The sequence below is a fragment of the Streptomyces sp. NPDC001714 genome (assembly GCF_042892755.1).
Classification (GTDB): domain Bacteria; phylum Actinomycetota; class Actinomycetes; order Streptomycetales; family Streptomycetaceae; genus Streptomyces.
Genome location: NZ_JBIAUL010000002.1, coordinates 467,195 through 484,397, shown reverse-complemented (window position 1 = coordinate 484,397; position 17,203 = coordinate 467,195). Strand labels below are relative to the sequence as shown.

17 protein-coding genes are annotated in these 17,203 nt (G+C 71.7%); 10 read left to right on the top strand and 7 right to left on the bottom strand.

The annotated features are described in order from the left end of the window. Positions 1 to 2 precede the first annotated feature (2 nt). From ACFY0P_RS06780 to ACFY0P_RS06765, 4 genes are all read right to left on the bottom strand, one after another. Complete coding sequence (locus tag ACFY0P_RS06780) at positions 3 to 1,367, bottom strand: cytochrome P450 (protein WP_388908114.1); 1,365 nt, start codon at positions 1,365 to 1,367, stop codon at positions 3 to 5. A 34-nt stretch (positions 1,368 to 1,401) separates the two neighbouring features. Continuing rightward, the gene (locus ACFY0P_RS06775) at positions 1,402 to 1,593 is read right to left on the bottom strand and encodes a ferredoxin (protein WP_388908112.1); all 192 of its coding nucleotides are present in this window, start codon (positions 1,591 to 1,593) and stop codon (positions 1,402 to 1,404) included. A 35-nt stretch (positions 1,594 to 1,628) separates the two neighbouring features. Next, complete coding sequence (locus tag ACFY0P_RS06770; RefSeq protein ID WP_388908110.1) at positions 1,629 to 2,489, bottom strand: mycofactocin-coupled SDR family oxidoreductase; 861 nt, start codon at positions 2,487 to 2,489, stop codon at positions 1,629 to 1,631. A 104-nt stretch (positions 2,490 to 2,593) separates the two neighbouring features. Next, complete coding sequence (locus ACFY0P_RS06765; protein WP_388908108.1) at positions 2,594 to 3,409, bottom strand: NAD(P)-dependent oxidoreductase; 816 nt, start codon at positions 3,407 to 3,409, stop codon at positions 2,594 to 2,596. 158 nt (positions 3,410 to 3,567) lie between these two features. On the opposite strand from ACFY0P_RS06765, the gene ACFY0P_RS06760 reads away from it, so the two are divergent. From ACFY0P_RS06760 to ACFY0P_RS06745, 4 genes are all read left to right on the top strand, one after another. Then, complete coding sequence (locus ACFY0P_RS06760; RefSeq protein WP_388908106.1) at positions 3,568 to 3,699, top strand: aldehyde dehydrogenase family protein; 132 nt, start codon at positions 3,568 to 3,570, stop codon at positions 3,697 to 3,699. Further along, entirely contained in the window at positions 3,696 to 4,910 is a 1,215-nt protein-coding gene (locus ACFY0P_RS06755) for a CaiB/BaiF CoA transferase family protein (protein WP_388908104.1), read from the top strand. Before ACFY0P_RS06760 ends, ACFY0P_RS06755 begins: the two co-directional genes overlap by 4 nt. Positions 4,911 to 5,048: 138 nt before the next feature. Further along, the gene (locus ACFY0P_RS06750; protein WP_388908102.1) at positions 5,049 to 5,864 is read left to right on the top strand and encodes a TauD/TfdA dioxygenase family protein; all 816 of its coding nucleotides are present in this window, start codon (positions 5,049 to 5,051) and stop codon (positions 5,862 to 5,864) included. Beyond that, positions 5,861 to 6,619: an SDR family NAD(P)-dependent oxidoreductase gene (locus ACFY0P_RS06745; protein WP_388908101.1), complete on the top strand. Its 759-nt coding sequence runs from the start codon at positions 5,861 to 5,863 to the stop codon at positions 6,617 to 6,619. Before ACFY0P_RS06750 ends, ACFY0P_RS06745 begins: the two co-directional genes overlap by 4 nt. 222 nt (positions 6,620 to 6,841) lie before the next feature. Here the strand turns inward: ACFY0P_RS06745 and ACFY0P_RS06740 are convergent, their stop codons facing one another. Then, complete coding sequence (locus ACFY0P_RS06740; RefSeq protein WP_388908099.1) at positions 6,842 to 7,561, bottom strand: enoyl-CoA hydratase/isomerase family protein; 720 nt, start codon at positions 7,559 to 7,561, stop codon at positions 6,842 to 6,844. Positions 7,562 to 7,676: 115 nt separating this feature from the next. Here ACFY0P_RS06740 and ACFY0P_RS06735 point away from each other — a divergent pair, with 115 nt between their 5' ends. Genes ACFY0P_RS06735 through ACFY0P_RS06720 form a run of 4 tightly spaced genes read left to right on the top strand, consistent with a single transcriptional unit; the run spans position 7,677 to position 12,220 of the window. Further along, positions 7,677 to 9,239, top strand: a complete 1,563-nt coding sequence (locus ACFY0P_RS06735; RefSeq protein ID WP_388908097.1) for an AMP-binding protein — start codon at positions 7,677 to 7,679, stop codon at positions 9,237 to 9,239. A 38-nt stretch (positions 9,240 to 9,277) separates the two neighbouring features. Continuing rightward, positions 9,278 to 10,456, top strand: coding sequence for an amidohydrolase family protein (locus ACFY0P_RS06730; RefSeq protein WP_388908095.1), 1,179 nt, complete (start codon positions 9,278 to 9,280; stop codon positions 10,454 to 10,456). 1 nt (position 10,457) lies between these two features. Then, positions 10,458 to 11,903 carry a FadD3 family acyl-CoA ligase gene (locus ACFY0P_RS06725; protein ID WP_388908093.1) on the top strand — a complete coding sequence of 482 codons (1,446 nt, stop codon included), beginning with the start codon at positions 10,458 to 10,460 and terminating at the stop codon, positions 11,901 to 11,903. Between the two features lie 50 nt (positions 11,904 to 11,953). Then, on the top strand, positions 11,954 to 12,220 hold the full coding sequence (locus ACFY0P_RS06720; RefSeq protein WP_388908091.1) for a hypothetical protein: 267 nt from the start codon (positions 11,954 to 11,956) through the stop codon (positions 12,218 to 12,220). A 76-nt stretch (positions 12,221 to 12,296) separates the two neighbouring features. Here ACFY0P_RS06720 and ACFY0P_RS06715 read toward each other — a convergent pair whose 3' ends face one another. Further along, positions 12,297 to 13,463 carry an acyl-CoA dehydrogenase family protein gene (locus ACFY0P_RS06715; protein ID WP_388908089.1) on the bottom strand — a complete coding sequence of 389 codons (1,167 nt, stop codon included), beginning with the start codon at positions 13,461 to 13,463 and terminating at the stop codon, positions 12,297 to 12,299. A 120-nt stretch (positions 13,464 to 13,583) separates the two neighbouring features. Between ACFY0P_RS06715 and ACFY0P_RS06710 the strand changes: the two genes are divergently transcribed. Continuing rightward, positions 13,584 to 15,074 (top strand): class I adenylate-forming enzyme family protein, encoded by a 1,491-nt coding sequence (locus ACFY0P_RS06710; RefSeq protein ID WP_388908088.1) that lies wholly within the window; start codon positions 13,584 to 13,586, stop codon positions 15,072 to 15,074. A gap of 5 nt (positions 15,075 to 15,079) precedes the next feature. Beyond that, entirely contained in the window at positions 15,080 to 15,844 is a 765-nt protein-coding gene (locus ACFY0P_RS06705; protein ID WP_388908086.1) for an SDR family NAD(P)-dependent oxidoreductase, read from the top strand. Positions 15,845 to 15,918: 74 nt separating this feature from the next. Here ACFY0P_RS06705 and ACFY0P_RS06700 read toward each other — a convergent pair whose 3' ends face one another. Then, entirely contained in the window at positions 15,919 to 17,181 is a 1,263-nt protein-coding gene (locus ACFY0P_RS06700) for an amidohydrolase family protein (RefSeq protein ID WP_388908084.1), read from the bottom strand. Between the last annotated feature and the right edge of the window lie 22 nt (positions 17,182 to 17,203).

The window sequence follows — 17,203 nt, the reverse complement described above, 5'->3', positions numbered from 1 at the left end:
CTTCAGTCCGCGGTGCGTGCCCGGCCCGGGCGTACGGTCACCGGTTCGGCGAGGCGCTGTTCGTCGCAGGCCTGCTGGAGCGTCTCCAGCGTCTCGTCGAGCGAGGGGCCGAGGCGCTTGCCCGGACTGAAGACCGCCGGGAGGTGGCGCATGCCCTGGATGACGCCGATGGTCTCGTAGTGGACGGTGCCGTCCGGGTCGCAGCGGTAGTCCGGCAGCCGGTCGAGCACGGCCGTCGCCATCCGCTTGAACACCGTACGGGCGACGTTCGAGCCGATGCAGCGGTGGATGCCGAGACCGAAGCTGCTGTGCCGGTTGCCCTTGCGGTCCAGGTGGACCCGGTCTGGGTCGGCGAAGACGGCGGGGTCGCGATTGGCCATCGCCCAGGACAGCCACAGGCGTTCACCCTCCTCGAACCGCTGGCCGGCGATCTCGCAGTCGGCGGAGATCGTACGGCCGTCACCCGGGGCGGGGGTGAAGAAGCGCAGGAACTCCTCGGTCGCCGAGTCCAGCAGGGTTGCCCGCTCCCGGCTGAGCCGGTCCCGTTCACCGGGATGCTGTGACAGCCACTCCAGCGCGTGCGCGGTCAGCGCCGTGGTGGTGTCGAAGCCGCCGCCGATGAGCAGGGCGAGGACGCCGACCAGTTCCTCGTCGGGCGGGGTCCTGCCGTTGATGTCCGCGTGGACCAGAGCGTCGATCAGGCCGGGCCTGGGTTTGTCGCGGATCTCCAGGAGTGCCGCGTACAGGCCGCGGCCCATGGCGCGGCTCAGCTCGGCGACCCGTGGCATGTCGGGTGAGTTCGGCGGGGTGTAGACGGAGGCGTGGGCCGGTTCGTTGTAGACGGTCCAGTCCGCCAGCGGGATGCCCATCATCGCCAGGGTGAGGACGGCCGGGACGATGTTGGCGAGGTCGTCGACGAAGTCGATCCGGCCCTCCTCGATCCGTTCGTCGAGGCAGGCGCGGACCACCTCGTCGACGAAGGGGATCCAGCGGGCGACGGCCGCCGGGGAGAGGTAGGGGTTGAGGGTCTGGCGGTAGTGGCGCTGGTCGGGCGGGTCCATCTCCAGGAACCCGCCCTGTGCTTCGCGGGCGCGCGGGGGCGAGGGGATGGTGATGCCCTTGTAGCCGCGGCGTTCGCCCCTGACGTCGTGGTCGTTGGAGAGGAACTCGGCGGACCGGGCCAGTTCGAAGACCTCGCGGTTGCCGCTGGCGACCCAGTGGCCGCCGTGGGCGTCGGTCCAGGCGATGGGGCACTTGCCGTGCAGTTCGTGGGTGATCTCCTCGAACCGGTGGCGGTACTGCGGTGTGTGCCGGTCGAAGTGCACCCGGTTCTTCTGGCGTTCGTCGTCGGTGCCGGTCTCGCTCATGGCTCAGTCCTTACGTTCGGGGAAGCCAGCCGGCTCAGAAGAGCTGGATGGCCCGTTCCGGGCAGGAGTGCGCGGCTTCCCGGACCTGCTCCTCCTGGTCCGCGGGAACGTCTTCGCTCACGGCCGAGGAGTGGCCGTCGATGTCGTCGAGCTGGAATGCCTTCGGAGCGATCATCGCGCAGAGCGTATGGCCCTGGCAGCGCTCCGGATCGACCCGGACCTTCACGCTGGTCCTCCCTGTTGACCTGGGGTTTCCTGGGTTCAGCGGCGCCAGTCGTACCACTTGATGTAGCCGCCCGCGTCCACGCGCAGCTGGGTTCCCGTGATGTACCGGGCCTCGTCGGAGGCGAGGAACAGCAGGGCGTTGCTGATGTCGCGCGGCTCCACGAACGGGATCGGCATGGCCTGCTGCACGGCGAAGGACGGTTCGGCGTCCGCGCGGGTGGGGTGGTCGAGGTCGGGCCGGAAGGACTCGTACATCGACTCGTTCTGCAGCATGTGGGTGTCGACGTTGGTCGGGTGCAGGACGTTGGCGCGCTGGTTCAACGGGGCCAGGTTGCGGGCGAGTTCGTGGACGTACTCGGACAGGGCGCGCTTGGCGAAGGCGTACCCCGCGCCGCCGGGGTTGGAGCCCGGGTTCTGGACGATGCCGTGGTCCATGAGGGCTGCGGTGGAGCCGGTGGCGATGACGGAGGCGCCCTCGCGCAGGTGCGGCAGGCAGACCTGGATGGTGTTGATGGTGCCGACCAGGTCGACGTCGACGGCGTCGCACCAGGCCTGCATCCTGGGTTCGCCGCGCAGCGGGGCGATGCCGGCCTGCGCCACCACGATGTCCAGTTGGCCGAACTGTTCGAGGCCCGCGTCCAGGGCGGCGCGCAGCTGGGCGGTGTCGCGTACGTCGGCCTGGCGGGCGACGATGCGCCGGCCCTGTTCCTCGACCAGGCGGACGGTCTCCTTGAGGTCCTCGGGGGTGGCCATCGGGTAGCGGACCGTCTCGTAGTCGCGGCAGATGTCCACCGCGATGATGTCGGCGCCCTCCTCGGCCAGCCGTACCGCGTGGCTGCGCCCCTGGCCGCGCGCCGCGCCGGTGATGAACGCGACCTTGCCCTCGACTCGTCCCATGGGCGGTGTCCCTTCTTTCGTGGTTGTACTTCGTTCCCGGGCCGCGGGGTGGCCGGTGGTCGCGGTCGCGTCGCCGCCTCGGCTCCGGTGCGCGGGTCGCCTCCTCAGCCGCCGTTCCCCGGTACGGTCGCGTCGGGCAGGGCGTCGAGAGCGGGGGCGAGGGCGCCGAGGTCGGCGCCGAGGTCGCCGGCGACCACGCGCACGACGTCCATGTCCTTGCCCAGGAACTCCCTTGTGGAGCGGGTGAATCCGGTGACCGAGCCGTGGCGTACGACGCCGGCGAGCGCGCGGCTCGATGCGCTGCCGTGGGTGAGGGCGTCCAGCAGGAGCCGCTCGTCGAGGCCCAGTTGCCGGCCGAGGCGGGCGGCGTGGGCGAGAAGTCCGATCTGGCTCGCGAAGACGGTGTTGTTGACGAGCTTGACCCGTTGGCCGAAGCCCAGCGGGCCGACGTGCAGCACGGGGTCGCCGTAGCTGCGCAGTACGGGACGGACGCGGGCGACGGTGTCGTCGGCGCCCCCGACGTAGAGGGTGATCCGGCCGGCCGCCACATCGGGCGGGCCGCCGCTGACCGGTGCGTCGACGACGCCGATCCCGCCCGTCGCGGCCCGGTCCGCCACCGCCTCGACGGTGCGGGGGCTTCCGGTGGTGTGGACGACGAGCGTGCTGCCGCTCGGCATCGTGGTCAACAGCCCACTGTCGAGGCAGACTTCGCGCACCTGCCCGTCGGTGTGGACGCATACCAGTACCGCGTCCGCCCCCTCGCCGACCTGGGCGACGTCGGGGACGACCTGCGCGGGTTCCCGGGTGAGCGCGCGGCGGGTCTCGGGCGTCCTGCCGGTCACCCGTACCCGGTGGCCCGCCTCGGCGAGCCGTCGCACCATCGGCAGGCCCATCCGACCGGCGCCCACGACTCCGATCACAAGAATCTCCCTTCCGGATGCGAGAACCATACTTTCAGAGCGCTGGGGCCGGAACCCCCTTCTGACGACTTTATGTCTCTGCGCGACAGCACCAGGATCACGCTCCCGAGGTCGTGACGCACGATGCTCGGACCGGTATGGTTCTCAAAATCGAGAACTTGATTTCCGACAACTTCTTCGCCGACACCCCCTTCGGGGGCTACAAGCAGTCGGGCATCGGCAGGGAAAAGGGCGTCGACGGTCTGGAGGAGTTCATGGAGCGCAAGACCTTCGGGGAAGTGGTCGGATGAGCGGCGACGGCCCGCTGGCGGGCATACGGGTCCTGGAAGTGGCGATGTACGGCTTCGTCCCGTCCGCCGGCGCGGTGCTCGCCGACTGGGGCGCGGACGTCGTCAAGGTCGAACACGCCGTCAACGGCGATCCGCAGCGCGGGCTGCGGCAGACCGGCACCTTCAAGGTGGAGGGCGACCCCAACCCCAACGTGGAGCATGCCAACCGGGGGAAGCGCAGCATCGGCCTGGACATGGCGCGGCCCGAGGGCAGGGAGGTGCTGTACGAACTGGCCAGGCGCGCGGACGTGTTCCTGACCAGCTTCCTGCCCTCGGCGCGGCGGAGGTTCGGCATCGACGTGGACGACATCCGCGCCGTGAACCCGCGCATCGTCTACGCCCGCGGCAGCGCGCTCGGCCCGCGGGGCGGCGAGGCGGACCGGGGTGGGTACGACATGACGGCGTTCTGGGCCAGGGCCGGCACGGCGGCCAGCCTCACGCCGCCCGGCACGCCCGGCATGGTCCCGCCGCCCGGACCGGCCTACGGGGACACGATCTCGGGCACGAACCTCGCGGGGGGCATCACCGCGGCCCTGCTGAAGCGCGAGCGCACGGGCGAACCGTCGGTCGTGGACGTCTCCCTGCTGGGCAGCGGTGTGTGGGCCCTGGGGCACGGGATCGCCCTGTCCCTCCATCTGGACCGGCCGATGGTCGCGCCGCCCACCGGGGCGCACGGCTCCCCCACCAACCCGCTCTCCGGGCTGTACCGCACGGCCGACGACCGCTATCTCGCGTTCGTGATGATGCAGCCCGGCAAGTTCTGGGCGGACGTGTGCCGGCACATTGGCCGCCCAGAACTGGCGGACGATCCGCGTTTCGCGACCGGCGAGCAGCTCGCCGCGAACACGGAGGAAGCCGTCAGGATCCTGCGCGAGGTGATCGCCACGGGCACCCTCGCCGAGTGGTCCGAGCGCTTCGCGACGCTGGCCGGGCCGTGGGCGCCCGTGCAGGATTCCCTTCAGGTCGGTCACGACGCGCAGGTCCGGGCGAACGAGTACGTCGTGCGGGCCGGTGAGCTCGAACTGGTCGCGAACCCGGTGCAGTTCGACGTCACGGCCCCGCGGCCGGGTCCCGCGCCGGAGTTCGCGGCACAGACCGAGGAGGTCCTGCTGGAGCTGGGGCTGGACTGGGAGCGGATCCTGGCGCTGAAGGCCGCGGGGGCGGTGACGTAGCCGGCACCGCCCATGCAGACGGCGCGGCACGTGTCCCGGCCGAGCCGCCTGCCGCCGGAACGAGATTCTCACCACCAAGAACGATCTTGCAGGAGCCAAGAGAAGGGCCGCACCCGAATGCCCGTCACCGTCACCGAAGTGACTCCCACCACCGGCGTGGAGAACACCGGGCTCTCCGGGAGCCGGCTGGTCGATCGCGGTGTCGCGGAGGAATGCCTGGCCGCGCTGGAGCGGCGCGGAGTGGTGATCTACCGCGAGGCCGACATCGACGACGCCGATCTGGTCACCTTCAGCAGGCTGCTCGGCGACGTCGTCCCGCTGCCGATGGGCGGTCACCCGGCCCACCGCGAGATCCAGCGGATCACCCGCGACCCGTCGAAGAGCCCGCTGGCCGCCTACCGCGAGTCCACCTTCTTCTGGCACATCGACGGCGCGACGGCGCAGGTCCCCGACAAGGCGACCCTCCTGACGGCATGCCAGGTGTCGGACGACGGCGACGGCGACACCGAGTTCGCCAACACCTTCGCCGCGTACGAGGCGTTGCCCCGGGCCGAGCGCGAGGAACTGGACGGCCTGCGCGTCGTGCACAGCTTCGCCGCCTCGCAGTTGCTCGTGACACCGGACCCGTCACCGAGGGAACGGGCGGCCTGGGACCGCAACCCGGCCCGCGAGCACCCCCTGGTGTGGACCCGCGGCAGCGGACGCAGGTCACTGCTCATCGGCGCGACGGCGGGCGAGGTGACCGGCAGACCGGCGGCCGAGGGCCGCGAGCTGCTCGACCGGCTCCTGGGCTGGGCGACCCGGCCGGAGTTCACCCTGCGCCACCGCCGGCGCCAGGGCGATCTGGTGATCTGGGACAACACCGGGATGCTGCACCGCGCCCTGCCGTACGGCCCCGGGTCCTCCCGGCTGATGCACCGCACCTCGCTGCTCGGCGAGGAGGCGGTCGTATGAGCCGGCGGCGTACGGCCCTCGTCACGGGCGGCGGTTCGGGCATCGGGCGCGCGATCGCGCAGCGGCTGGCCGAGGACGGCTTCGCCACCGCCGTCCTCGACCTGAACGGGGAGGCGGCCGAGGAGGTCGCCGAGGAGTCCCGGCGCAAGGGGCACGAGGCGGTCGCCTTCGGGGGCGTCGACGTGTCCGACCGGGGGCAGGTGAACGCGGCCGTGCTGCGGGTGCGCGAGACGCTGGGCGGGCCGGTGCTGGTGCTGGTCAACAACGCCGGGATCAGCGAGGTCGGCCGGTTCCTGAAGATCACCGACGAGACCTGGAACCGGATCATGGCGGTCAACCTCAACGGGCCGTTCTATCTCTGCCAGGCGGTCGTGCCCGACATGCGGGAGGCGGGCTGGGGCCGGATCGTCAACATCTCCTCGTCGAGCACGCATTCGGGGCAGCCGTACATGACGCACTACGTCGCCTCGAAGTCCGGGCTCGTCGGGCTCACCAAGTCCCTGGCTCTGGAGCTCGGTCCGGACGGGATCACGGTGAACACCATTCCGCCCGGTTTCATCGACACGCCGATGCTGCGCGACTCCGAGGAACGCGGCCTGCTCGGTGGGTCGGTGGACCACCACGCGGAGCTCACCCCGGTACGGCGGCCGGGGCGCCCGGAGGACATCGCGGCCGCGTGTTCTTTCCTGGTGTCGGAGGAGGCCGGGTACATCACCGGACAGGTGATCGGGGTCAACGGGGGCCGGAACACCTGAGTCCCGTGGGGGAGTCACGCGGGGGACGCGCGGTGCGCGACTCCCCCGCGGTCCGGTGTGCGCGGCCCCCGCGGTCCGGTGCGCGAGTCCCCCGCGATCCGGCGCGCGCGCCCCGGCCCCCTTCCGCGCATGTGACGCATCCGGCGCGTCCGGACCGTCGCGCGCGTCCGTCGCCGAGTCGATGATGGCGCCGTGGTGGGACGCACCCTGGGACCGGGCAGGTCACTTCTCGCGGCGCAGCACCCGGTCCGCGGCGTCCCAGTGCGCGTCCGCGGCCCAGAGCCGGGCGAAGGCGTGCACCGCCCCGTCCGCCGAAGTGCCGCCGCCCACCACCCTTTTGATCTCCGCCGCGGGGCCGGTGGCGAGGGAACGCGCCAGCGAACGCCATTCGGTCTCGAAGGAGGCGCGCGGCACCACCCGGTCGACCAGACCGGCCCGCTCCGCCTCGGCGGCGCCGAGCACGGCCCCCGTGCCCGCGAGCAGCAGTGCCCTGCCGCGGCCGACCAGGGCGGCGAGGCGTTCGGCGCCACCCCAGGCGGGCATGATCGCCAGGGTCACCTGGTTGAAGCCGATCCTGATGTCGTCGGCCGCGACACGGATGTCCGCGGCGACCGCGACCTCGGCCCCGCCGCCCAGGGCGTGGCCGTTGAGCGCGGCGACGACGGGGGCCGGAAAGCCGGCGATCCGGTCGCACAGGCCCCGCATCCGCCAGGCCATGGCCGCCGCCTCGTCCTCGGTGCGGATCGCGGCGAGTTCCTTGAGGTCTCCCCCGGAGACGAAGGCCCGGTCCCCGGCTCCCCTGATCACCAGTGCCCGCGCGCCCGCCGCCGCGTCGAGCGCCTTCTCCAACTCGTCCATCGTGGCGAGCGAGATGGCGTTGCGGGCGTGCGGGCGGTCGATCGTGAGGACGGCCAGGCCGTCCTCCAGCTCAAGATCGATCACGTGATTCCCCCCAGGAGATATTGGCATTCTCGTTTAGCGAGAATAGCGTATACGCCGCTGATCAGCACCGTCCGATGCCTCGAAGAGCCGCCCGTCGCAGTGGAGGTAGCCGCAGATGCGAAAGATCCCCGTCGAGTTGGTGGAGCGCTATGAAGCCGAGGGCTGGTGGACCCGGGAGACGATCGGTGACCTGCTGACCCGGGGTCTGGCGGCGGCGCCGGGCACCGAGTTCCGGGTGCACTCGGCCGTCCGGCCCTGGGCGGGCACCTTCCGGGAGGTCGAGACGGTCGCGCGCCGGCTCGCGGCCGGGCTGCGGGAGCGGGGGGTGGGGCCCGGTGACACGGTGGTCTTCCAGCTGCCCAACTGGATGGAGGCCGCCGCGGTGTTCTGGGCCTCGGCGTTCCTGGGGGCGGCGGTCGTCCCGGTCGTCCACTTCTACGGGCGCAAGGAGGTCGGCTACATCCTCGACGCCGTCCGGCCGCGCGTCTTCGTCACCGCCGAGCGCTTCGGCCACCTGGAGTTCCTGCCGGACCTGTGCGCGGACGTGCCGGTGGTGGGCGTGGTGGGCGAGGCGAGCCTGCGCCGGGCCCACGCCGAGCGTTTCGACGACCTGCTCGGCGACACCCCGTTCACCGGGACGCTCCCGGCCGACCCGGCCGGCACCGCCCTGATCGCCTTCACCTCCGGCACGACCCGCGACCCGAAGGGCGTCGTGCACAGTCACCAGACCCTCGGCCACGAGACCCGGCAGCTCGCCGCGAGCTACCCGCCCGACCGCGGCAGGCAGCTCACCGCGGCCCCCGTGGGCCACTTCATCGGCATGGTCAACGCGTTCCTGATCCCCGTCCTGGACGGCGCCCCCGTGCACCTCACCGACGCCTGGGACCCGGCCGGAGCCCTGCGGCTGATGAGCGGCCACGGGCTCCACGTCGGGGGCGGGGCGCCGTACTACGTCACCAGTCTCCTCGACCACCCCGACTTCACCGAGGGCCATCTGCGGTACCTGCGCTACGCGGGGCTCGGCGGCTCGTCCGTGCCGGCGGCCGTCACCACGCGGCTGGCCGGTCTGGGGATCCGGGTCTTCCGGGCGTACGGGAGCACCGAGCATCCCTCGATCACCTCGTCCCGGCACGACGCCCCGGAACCCAAGCGGCTGTTCACGGACGGCACCGCGCTCCCGGGCGTCGAGATCCGGCTGGCCGAGGACGGCGAGATCCTCAGCCGGGGTCCTGACCTGTGCCTCGGCTACACCGACCCGGCCCTGACGGCGCGGGCGTTCGACGAGCAGGGCTGGTACCGCACCGGCGACCTCGGCGAGGTGGACGAGGACGGCTACCTCACGATCACCGGCCGCAAGGCCGACTTGATCATCCGGGGCGGCGAGAACATCAGCGCACCGGAGGTCGAGGAGGTGCTCCTCACGATGCCGGGTGTGGCGGAGGCCGCGGTGGTCGCCGCCCCCGACGCCCGCCTCGGCGAGCACGCGGCCGGGTTCCTGCGCATGCTGCCCGGACACCCGATGCCCCGACTGGCCGAGATGCGCGTCCACTTCGAGCGGGCCGGCCTGGCCAGGCAGAAGTGGCCCGAGGAGCTGCACGAGGTGGCGGACTTCCCACGGACGGCGAGCGGCAAGGTGCAGAAGTTCCGGCTCCGTGAGGACATTGCCGTACGCAGCTGAAGAGAATAGGATTCTCTCAAATCGCAAAGGAGGGTCTCATGTCTTCGCGTGCGCTGCCGTATCCGCTCTTCGACGCGGACAACCACCTGTACGAGACCGAGGAGGCGCTGACCAAGTTCCTCCCGAAGCAGTACGCGGGTGCGATCGAGTACGTACAGGTCCGCGGCCGTACCAAGATCGCGATCCTCGGCCAGATCAGCGACTACATCCCGAACCCGACCTTCGAGGTGGTCGCCCGGCCCGGCGCCATGGAGGAGTACTTCCGCGTCGGCAACCCGGACGGCAAGTCCCGCCGGGAGATCTTCGGGGAGCCGATGCGCTCCGTCCCCGCCTTCCGGGAACCGGGTCCGCGACTGGAGCTGCTCGACGAACTCGGCGTGCAGCGGACGCTGATGTTCCCGACGCTCGCGAGCCTCATCGAGGAGCGGATGCGGCACCACCCGGAGCTCATCCACGCCGTCATCCACTCGCTCAACGAGTGGCTGTACGAGACCTGGTCGTTCAACTACAAGGACCGGATCCTCACTACCCCCGTGATCACCCTGCCCATCGTCGAGAAGGCGATCGCGGAGCTCGACTGGGCCGTGGAGCGCGGCGCGCGGGCGATTCTCGTCCGGCCGGCCCCGGTGCCCGGGTACGGCGGCTCGCGGTCCTTCGCGATGGAGGAGTTCGACCCGTTCTGGAAGCGGGTCGTGGAGACGGGCGTGCTGGTGGCGATGCACTCGTCCGACAGCGGGTACTCGCGGTACGCCAACGACTGGGAGGGCGACAGCGCCGAGATGCTGCCGTTCAAGTCGAACGCCTTCCGTCAGGTGAACGAATGGCGGCCGATCCAGGACGCGGTGGCCTCCTGGGTGTGCCACGGCGCCCTGTTCCGCTTCCCGGAACTGAAGATCGCACTGATCGAGAACGGCTCTTCCTGGGTGGCCCCGCTGCTCGACCAGCTCGCCGACGTGTACAAGAAGATGCCGGAGCAGTTCCTCGGCGACCCGGTGCAGGCGGTCAAGGACAGCATCCACGTCAGCCCGTTCTACGAGGAGAACCTGAACGATCTCGTCGACCTCATCGGCGTGGACCGGGTGCTGTTCGGCTCGGACTACCCGCACCCCGAGGGTCTGGCACAGCCGACCTCGTACGTCGACGCCATCCAGGGACTGAGCCAGGCCGACCAGGCGAAGATCATGGGCGGCAATCTGTCCCGGCTGATCCCCGCGTGACATGACGGCTCGGACCACGTGGGAGACCATCCCCCGGATGGTGCTGAGCGCGGCCGACCGCTTCGGTGACGCCGAAGCGGTCGTCGACGGCCCCCTGCGGCTCACCTTCGCCCAGCTCACCGATCGGGTCCGGGTGGCGGCGGGCGCCTTCGCGTCACTGGGGGTCGGCAGGGGCGACCGGGTGGCGATCTGGGCGCCCAACTCCGCCGAGTGGATCGTGGCCGCGTTCGGGCTGCTCACCGCCGGCGGGGTACTCGTGCCGGTCAACACCCGGTTCAAGGAAGACGAGGCGCACGACATCGTCGTACGCAGCGGCGCCAAGGCCGTACTGGTCCAACAGGGTTTCCTGGGGCTGGAGTTCACCGGGCCGCCCGGCGTCGCGGTGATCGACCTCAAGTCCGGCCTCCTGGAGAGCGGTTCGCCGTTCGAGCGGGAGGTGCGCGGTGACGACGTGGCCGACATCGTCTTCACCTCGGGGACGACCGGCCGGCCCAAGGGCGTCATGATGACGCACGCCCAGACGCTCCGGCTGTACGCCGAGTGGTGCGACCTGGCCGATCTGCGGGAGGGCGACCGCTATCTGATCGTCAACCCGTTCTTCCACATCTTCGGCTACAAGGCGGGCTGCATCGCCTCCCTGATCCGCGGGGCCACCATCCTGCCGGTGCCGGTCTTCGAGGTGGACCGGGTGCTCGACCTGGTCGAGCGCGAGCGGGTGACCATGCTTCCGGGGCCGCCGACGCTCTACCACTCCCTCCTGGAAGCCCGGCGGAAGGGCGGCCGGGACCTGTCGTCGCTGCGGTGCGCGGTCACCGGCGCGGCCGACATCCCGGTGGAGCTGATCCGCCGGATGCGCGACGAACTCCCCTTCCGGTCGATCATGACCGGCTACGGCCTCTCCGAGGCCGGCACGGTGACGGCCTCCCGCCCCGGCGACTCCTTCGAGGACATCGCCACCACCGTGGGCACCCCCTGCGACGGCGTGGAGATCCGGATCGCCGGCGACGGGGAGGTGCTGGTGCGCGGCTACAGCGTGATGCGCGGCTACCTCGACGACCCGCGGGCGACCGCCGAGGCCGTCGGCGGGGACGGCTGGCTGCACACCGGCGACCTCGGCACCCTGGACGAGCGCGGGCACCTGCGGATCGTGGGCCGCAAGAAGGACATGTTCCTCGTCGGCGGCTTCAACGCCTACCCGGCCGAGATCGAGGGTTTCCTGCTCGGGCACCCCGCGGTGGCGCAGGTCGCGGTGATCGGGGTGCCGGACCCGCGGATGGGCCAGGTGGGCAAGGCGTTCGTGGTGCGGCACGGGCAGGTGACCGAAGCGGAGCTGATCGCCTGGAGCCGTGAGCGCATGGCCGGGTTCAAGGTTCCGCGGTCCGTGGAGTTCCGGGAGGAGTTGCCGATGAACGCCACGGGCAAAGTGATGAAGGACCAACTGCGATGACCGCGGACGGGAACCGGGCCCCGGTTCCTTCTGGAGAACGGAGATCTCACGTGACGACCTACCCCGTTGCCGCACCGACGGCGGAGATGTCACTTGCCCGGATCGAGCGGCTCGACGACGAGATCATCGCGCTCCTCGCCCGCCGTCGCGCGATAGCCCAGGAGCTCCCGCCACCGGCCCGCGCCCGCGCCACCGACCCGGCCTTCGCGGAGACCGTCCAGGGGATCACGGCCCGCTACCGCCAGGAACTCGGCGGCGCCGGCGAACTCGTCGCCCGCGCGGTCATGGTGCTGTGCGACCCCAGCCGCGAGGACTGAAGGAAGGTTCCTGGGAACCGGGGCCGGGCTGCGCCGACACGCGCCGCCTCGGCCAGGATCTCCGCCCGCACGCTCCTCAGTACGACCTGGGCAGTCCCAGTACGTGCTGGGACACATAGTTCAGCACCATCTCCTGGCTGATCGGGGCGAGCCGCAGCAGCCGTGACTCGCGGAAGTACCGTTCGACGTGGTACTCGCGGGCGTACCCCATGCCGCCCAGTGTCTGCACGGCGCGGTCGGCGGCCTGGAAGCCGGCGTCGGCGCACAGGAACTTGGCCATGTTGGCCTCGCGGCCGCACGCCAGGCCACGGTCGTAACGCCAGGCCGCGTTGCGGGCCATCAGGCGGGCGGCGTCGAGGCGGGTGAGGGCTTCGGCGAGCGGGAAGGCGATGCCCTGGTTCTGGCCGATGGGGCGGCCGAAGACGACCCGGTCGCGGGCGTAGCGGGTGGCCGCGTCCAGGGCTGCCCGGCCCAGGCCCAGGGCCTCGTGGGCGAGCAGGATGCGCTCCGGGTTGAGGCCGTCCAGGAGGTAGCGGAAGCCCTCGCCCTCCTCGCCGATTCGGGCGCTCGCCGGGACGCGCAGGCCGTCGATGAAGATCTCGTTGGAGGCGACGGCGTTGCGGCCCATCTTGGGGATCGGGCGGATGTCCATCGCCGCGCGGTCGACGTCGACCAGGAACACCGAGATGCCCTTGGTGGGCTTGTCGACCCGGTCGCGCGGGGTGGTGCGGGCGAGCAGGACCATCTTCTGGGAGTCGCCCGCCTTGGTGATCCAGATCTTGCGGCCGTCGATCACGTAGTGGTCGCCGTCGCGGCGGGCGAAGGTGGCGATGCTGGTGGTGTCGGTGCCGGCGTCGGGTTCGGTGACGCCGAAGCAGACGTGCAGCTCGCCGGCGGCGGCGGGCGGGAGCACCTCGCGGCGCAGCTGCTCGCTGCCGTGCCGGGCCAGGACGTTGAGGCCGAAGATGGTCAGGTGCATGGTGCTGCAGCCGTTCATGCCGGCACCTGAGGCGGCCACCTCCTCCAGCAGGAGGGAGGCCTCCAGGACCCCGAGTCCGCCGCCGCCGTACTCCTCGGGGACGGCGATCCCCAGCCAGCCGGCCTTGGCGAAGGCGTCGTAGAAGCTCCAGGGGAACTCGGCCCGCTCGTCCTGGGCGGCCCAGTACCCGGGCCCGAAGGAGGCGGCCAGCTCGTGGACGCCCGCGCGAATGTCCTCCTGCTGCTCGGTCAGCTCGAAATCCACACGGCCCCCCCTGGGACATGGCCTTGGCAGGAACATAACCTGGAACCCACCTATGGAGAATGATGTTTCCCTCTCAGTAGAATATCGTTCCCAGTCGGGGAGCGGAAGAAAGGGCGTGCCTTGAACATCGCGATGCTGCTCGACATGGCCGTGGCGGGTGACCCGGACCGGGTGGCGATCGGGCCGCGCGGATCCGGGACGACCACGGCGCAGCTCCGTCGTACCGCCGCCGGGGTCGCGACCGTCGTCCACCGGTCCGGGGCACGGGAGCTGGTGTTCGCCGGGGTCAACGGTCCGGCGTTTCCGGCACTGTTGTTCGGCGCGGCGCTGGCGGGTGTGCCGCTGGTACCCGTCAACTACCGGCTCTCGGCGGATGCGTTGACCGGCCTGCTGACCCACACCGACCGGCCGCTGGTGGTCGCGGACGAGGCCGTCGCGGGGACGTTCGCCGGGGCCGGGCCACGGGTGTACACCCCCGGGGAACTGCTGGCCGAGGCGCTCTCGGCCGAGCCGGCCGAGGGCCTTGAGGGTGCCGCGGACGACCCTGCCGTACTGCTGTTCACCAGCGGTACCACGGCCGCGCCCAAGGCCGCCGTCCTGCGCCACCGGCACCTGACCGGTTATGTCCTGGGGACCGTGGAGTTCGCCGCCGCCGCTCCGGGCGACACCGTCCTGGCCGCGGTCCCGCCCTACCATGTCGCGGGCGTCGGATCCGTGCTCAGCAACCTCTACGCCGGCCGCCGGATGGTGCACCTCGGCGCCTTCGAACCGGGCGCCTGGCTGGAGCTGGTCCGCTCCGAGGGCGTCACCTCCGCCATGGTCGTACCGACCATGCTGGCCCGCGTCGTGGAGCACCTGGACGGCCGCCGGGCCGAGGTGCCGACGCTGCGCGCGCTGGCGTACGGCGGCGCGCGCATGCCCCACCCCGTCCTCGAGGCGGCCCTGCGGGCCTTCCCGGACACCGGGTTCACCAACGCCTACGGGCTCACCGAGACCAGCTCGACCATCGCGCTGCTGGGCCCCGACGACCACCGCGCCGCGCTCTGCTCCGACGATCCCGCCGTCCGTGACCGGCTGCGCTCGGCCGGGCGCATGGTGCCGGGCGTCGAGGCGCAGATCCGGGACGAGAGCGGGGCCGTGGCGGCGGCCGGGGTGCCGGGGCAGCTGTGGGTGCGCGGTCCCCAGGTGTCCGGAGAGTACAAGGGGGCCGCTGCGCTGCTGGACGCGGACGGCTGGTTCCCCACCCGCGACCTGGCCCGCTTCGACGCCGACGGCTACCTGTTCGTCGAGGGCCGCGCCGACGACACCATCATCCGCGGCGGCGAGAACATCGCTCCCGCCGAGGTGGAGGACGTTCTCCTGCGGCATGCGGCCGTGCGTGAGGCTGCCGTGGTGGGCGTGCCGGACGAGGAGTGGGGCGAGCGGATCGCCGCGTTCGTCGTGGTCCACGAGGGGGCGGCCGTCGACGCCGAGTCGCTGCGCGCCTGGGTGCGGGGGCACCTGCGCGGTTCCAGGACACCGGACGTGGTCGTGTTCCGCGCGGAACTGCCGTACACGCCCACCGGAAAGCTGCTGCGGCGCGAGCTGCTGACGACGATACGGAAAGGCTGACGCGGGTGACGACCTTCGCTGAGCTTCATGATCTGACGGGCAAGGTGGCCGTGGTCACCGGTGGTTCGCGCGGTATCGGGCGGGCCATCGTGCAGACGCTGGCGGAGGCCGGCGCCGACGTCGTCGTCGCCTCCCGCAAGGGCGAGGCGTGCCGCGCGGTGGCCGGGCAGGTGCGGGCGTCGACCGGGCGGCGGGCCGTCGGGATCGCCTGCCATGTCGGCCGCTGGGGCGACTGCGAGCGGCTCGTCGCCGAGACGGTGGAGCGGCTGGGCGGGCTGGACGTGCTCGTCAACAACGCCGGGATGTCCCCCGTGTACGAGAGTCTCGACGCGGTCGGCGAGGAGCTCTACGACAAGACGCTCGCGGTGAACCTGAAAGGGCCGTTCCGGCTGGCGGTCCTCGCGGCGAAGCACATGGCCGACCACGGCGGCGGCTCGATCGTGAACATCGGTACGGCCGGGTCGCTGATGGCGAGCGTCCACGAACTGCCGTACGCCTGCGCGAAGGCCGGACTCAACGCCCTCACGGTGGGACTCGCGGAGGCGTACGCGCCGAAGGTGCGGGTGAACGCCATCCTGCCCGGGCCGGTGCTCACCGACGCCCACCAGGCCTGGGCGGCCGCGGACTTCGACCCGTCCTTCGTGCCGCTGGGCCGGCTCGGCCTGCCGGACGACGTGGCGCCGCTGGCGCTGCACTTCGCCAGTGCCGCGTCCAGCTTCACGACCGGCGCAATCGTCCGGGTCGACGGGGGCATCACGCGGAAGGTGTGAGGGCCGCACGGCATGCGGGAGGGCGGTGGCTCCGGCCGGAGCCGCCGCCCTCCCCTCCCCCTCACCCGGTCCGCTCAGGGCCGGGCGGTCTCCTCGTGCCGGAAGACCTGGCCGCCCTTCATCACGAACCGCACGTCCTCGGTGACCCCGATGTCCGTCAGCGGGTCGCCGGGGACGGCGATGACGTCGGCCAGGAGGCCGGGTTCGAGGCGGCCCCGGTCCTCGGCGTCGATCAGCGCGGCGGCGGTGGTCGTCGCCGCCCGCAGCGCCGAGAGCGGGGTCATGCCCCGGTCGACGAGGGCGAGGAGCTCACGGGCGTTGCGGCCGTGCGGGATGGCCGGGGCATCGGTGCCGCAGGCCACGCGGACACCGCGCTCGATCGCACGTCTGGTCGTCGCCTTGGCGCGCGGGAACACCTCGGCGGCCTTGGCCTGGAGTTCGGGCTCGGCCTTGGAGACATCCATGCCGTCGGCGATGTAGGTCGTGGCGACCAGGAAGGTGCCGCGCGCCACCATCAGGTCGAGGGTCTCGTCGCCGGCCAGGAAGCCGTGCTCGATGCAGTCGATGCCCGCGTCCAGCGCGGCCCGGACGGCCCGGTCGCCCATGCAGTGCGCGGCGACCTTGAGGCCGGCCCGGTGGGCCTCGTCGGCGATGGCGTGCAGCTCCTCGTCGGAGTACTGCTGAGCGCCGGCCGGGCCGGTGTGCGACATGACACCGTTGGAGGCGCACACCTTGATGACCCGGGCGCCGTGCTTGATCTGGTAACGGACCGCCTTGCGCACCTCGGCCACCCCGTTGGCGATCCCCTCCTCGACCGTCAGCGGCATGATGTGCGGCGCGAACGCCTGGAACATGGTCGGGTCGAGGTGCCCGCCGGTCGGCGTGATGGCGTGGCCGGCCGGGACGACCCGCGGCCCCTCGACCCAGCCGAGGTCGATCGCCTTCTTCAGCGCCACGTCCAGCAGCAGGCCGCCGGTCTGCACGAACAGACCGAGGTTGCGTACGGTCGTGAAGCCGGCCCGCAGCGTGCGGCGGGCGTTGGCCACGGCCCGCAGGGTACGCACGGCGGGGTCGTCCTGCACCGGGTTGAGGGGACTGCGGTGGTCGGGTCCGCCAAGGAGCAGGTTGACCTCCATGTCCATCAGGCCGGGCAGCAGGGAGACGTCACCGAGGTCGAGTTCGACGGTGCCGGGCGGAACGGTCCCCGGGGCGACGGCCGTGATGAGCTCGCCCTCGATCAGCAGGTCACCCGGCTCGACCAGTTCGCCCTTGTCGACGTCCAGCATGCGGGCGGCCCGTAGCCGCACCGGCGGCTGCGGGGTGCGCGGACGCGGCATCAGGCACCTCCCGGGACGCGGC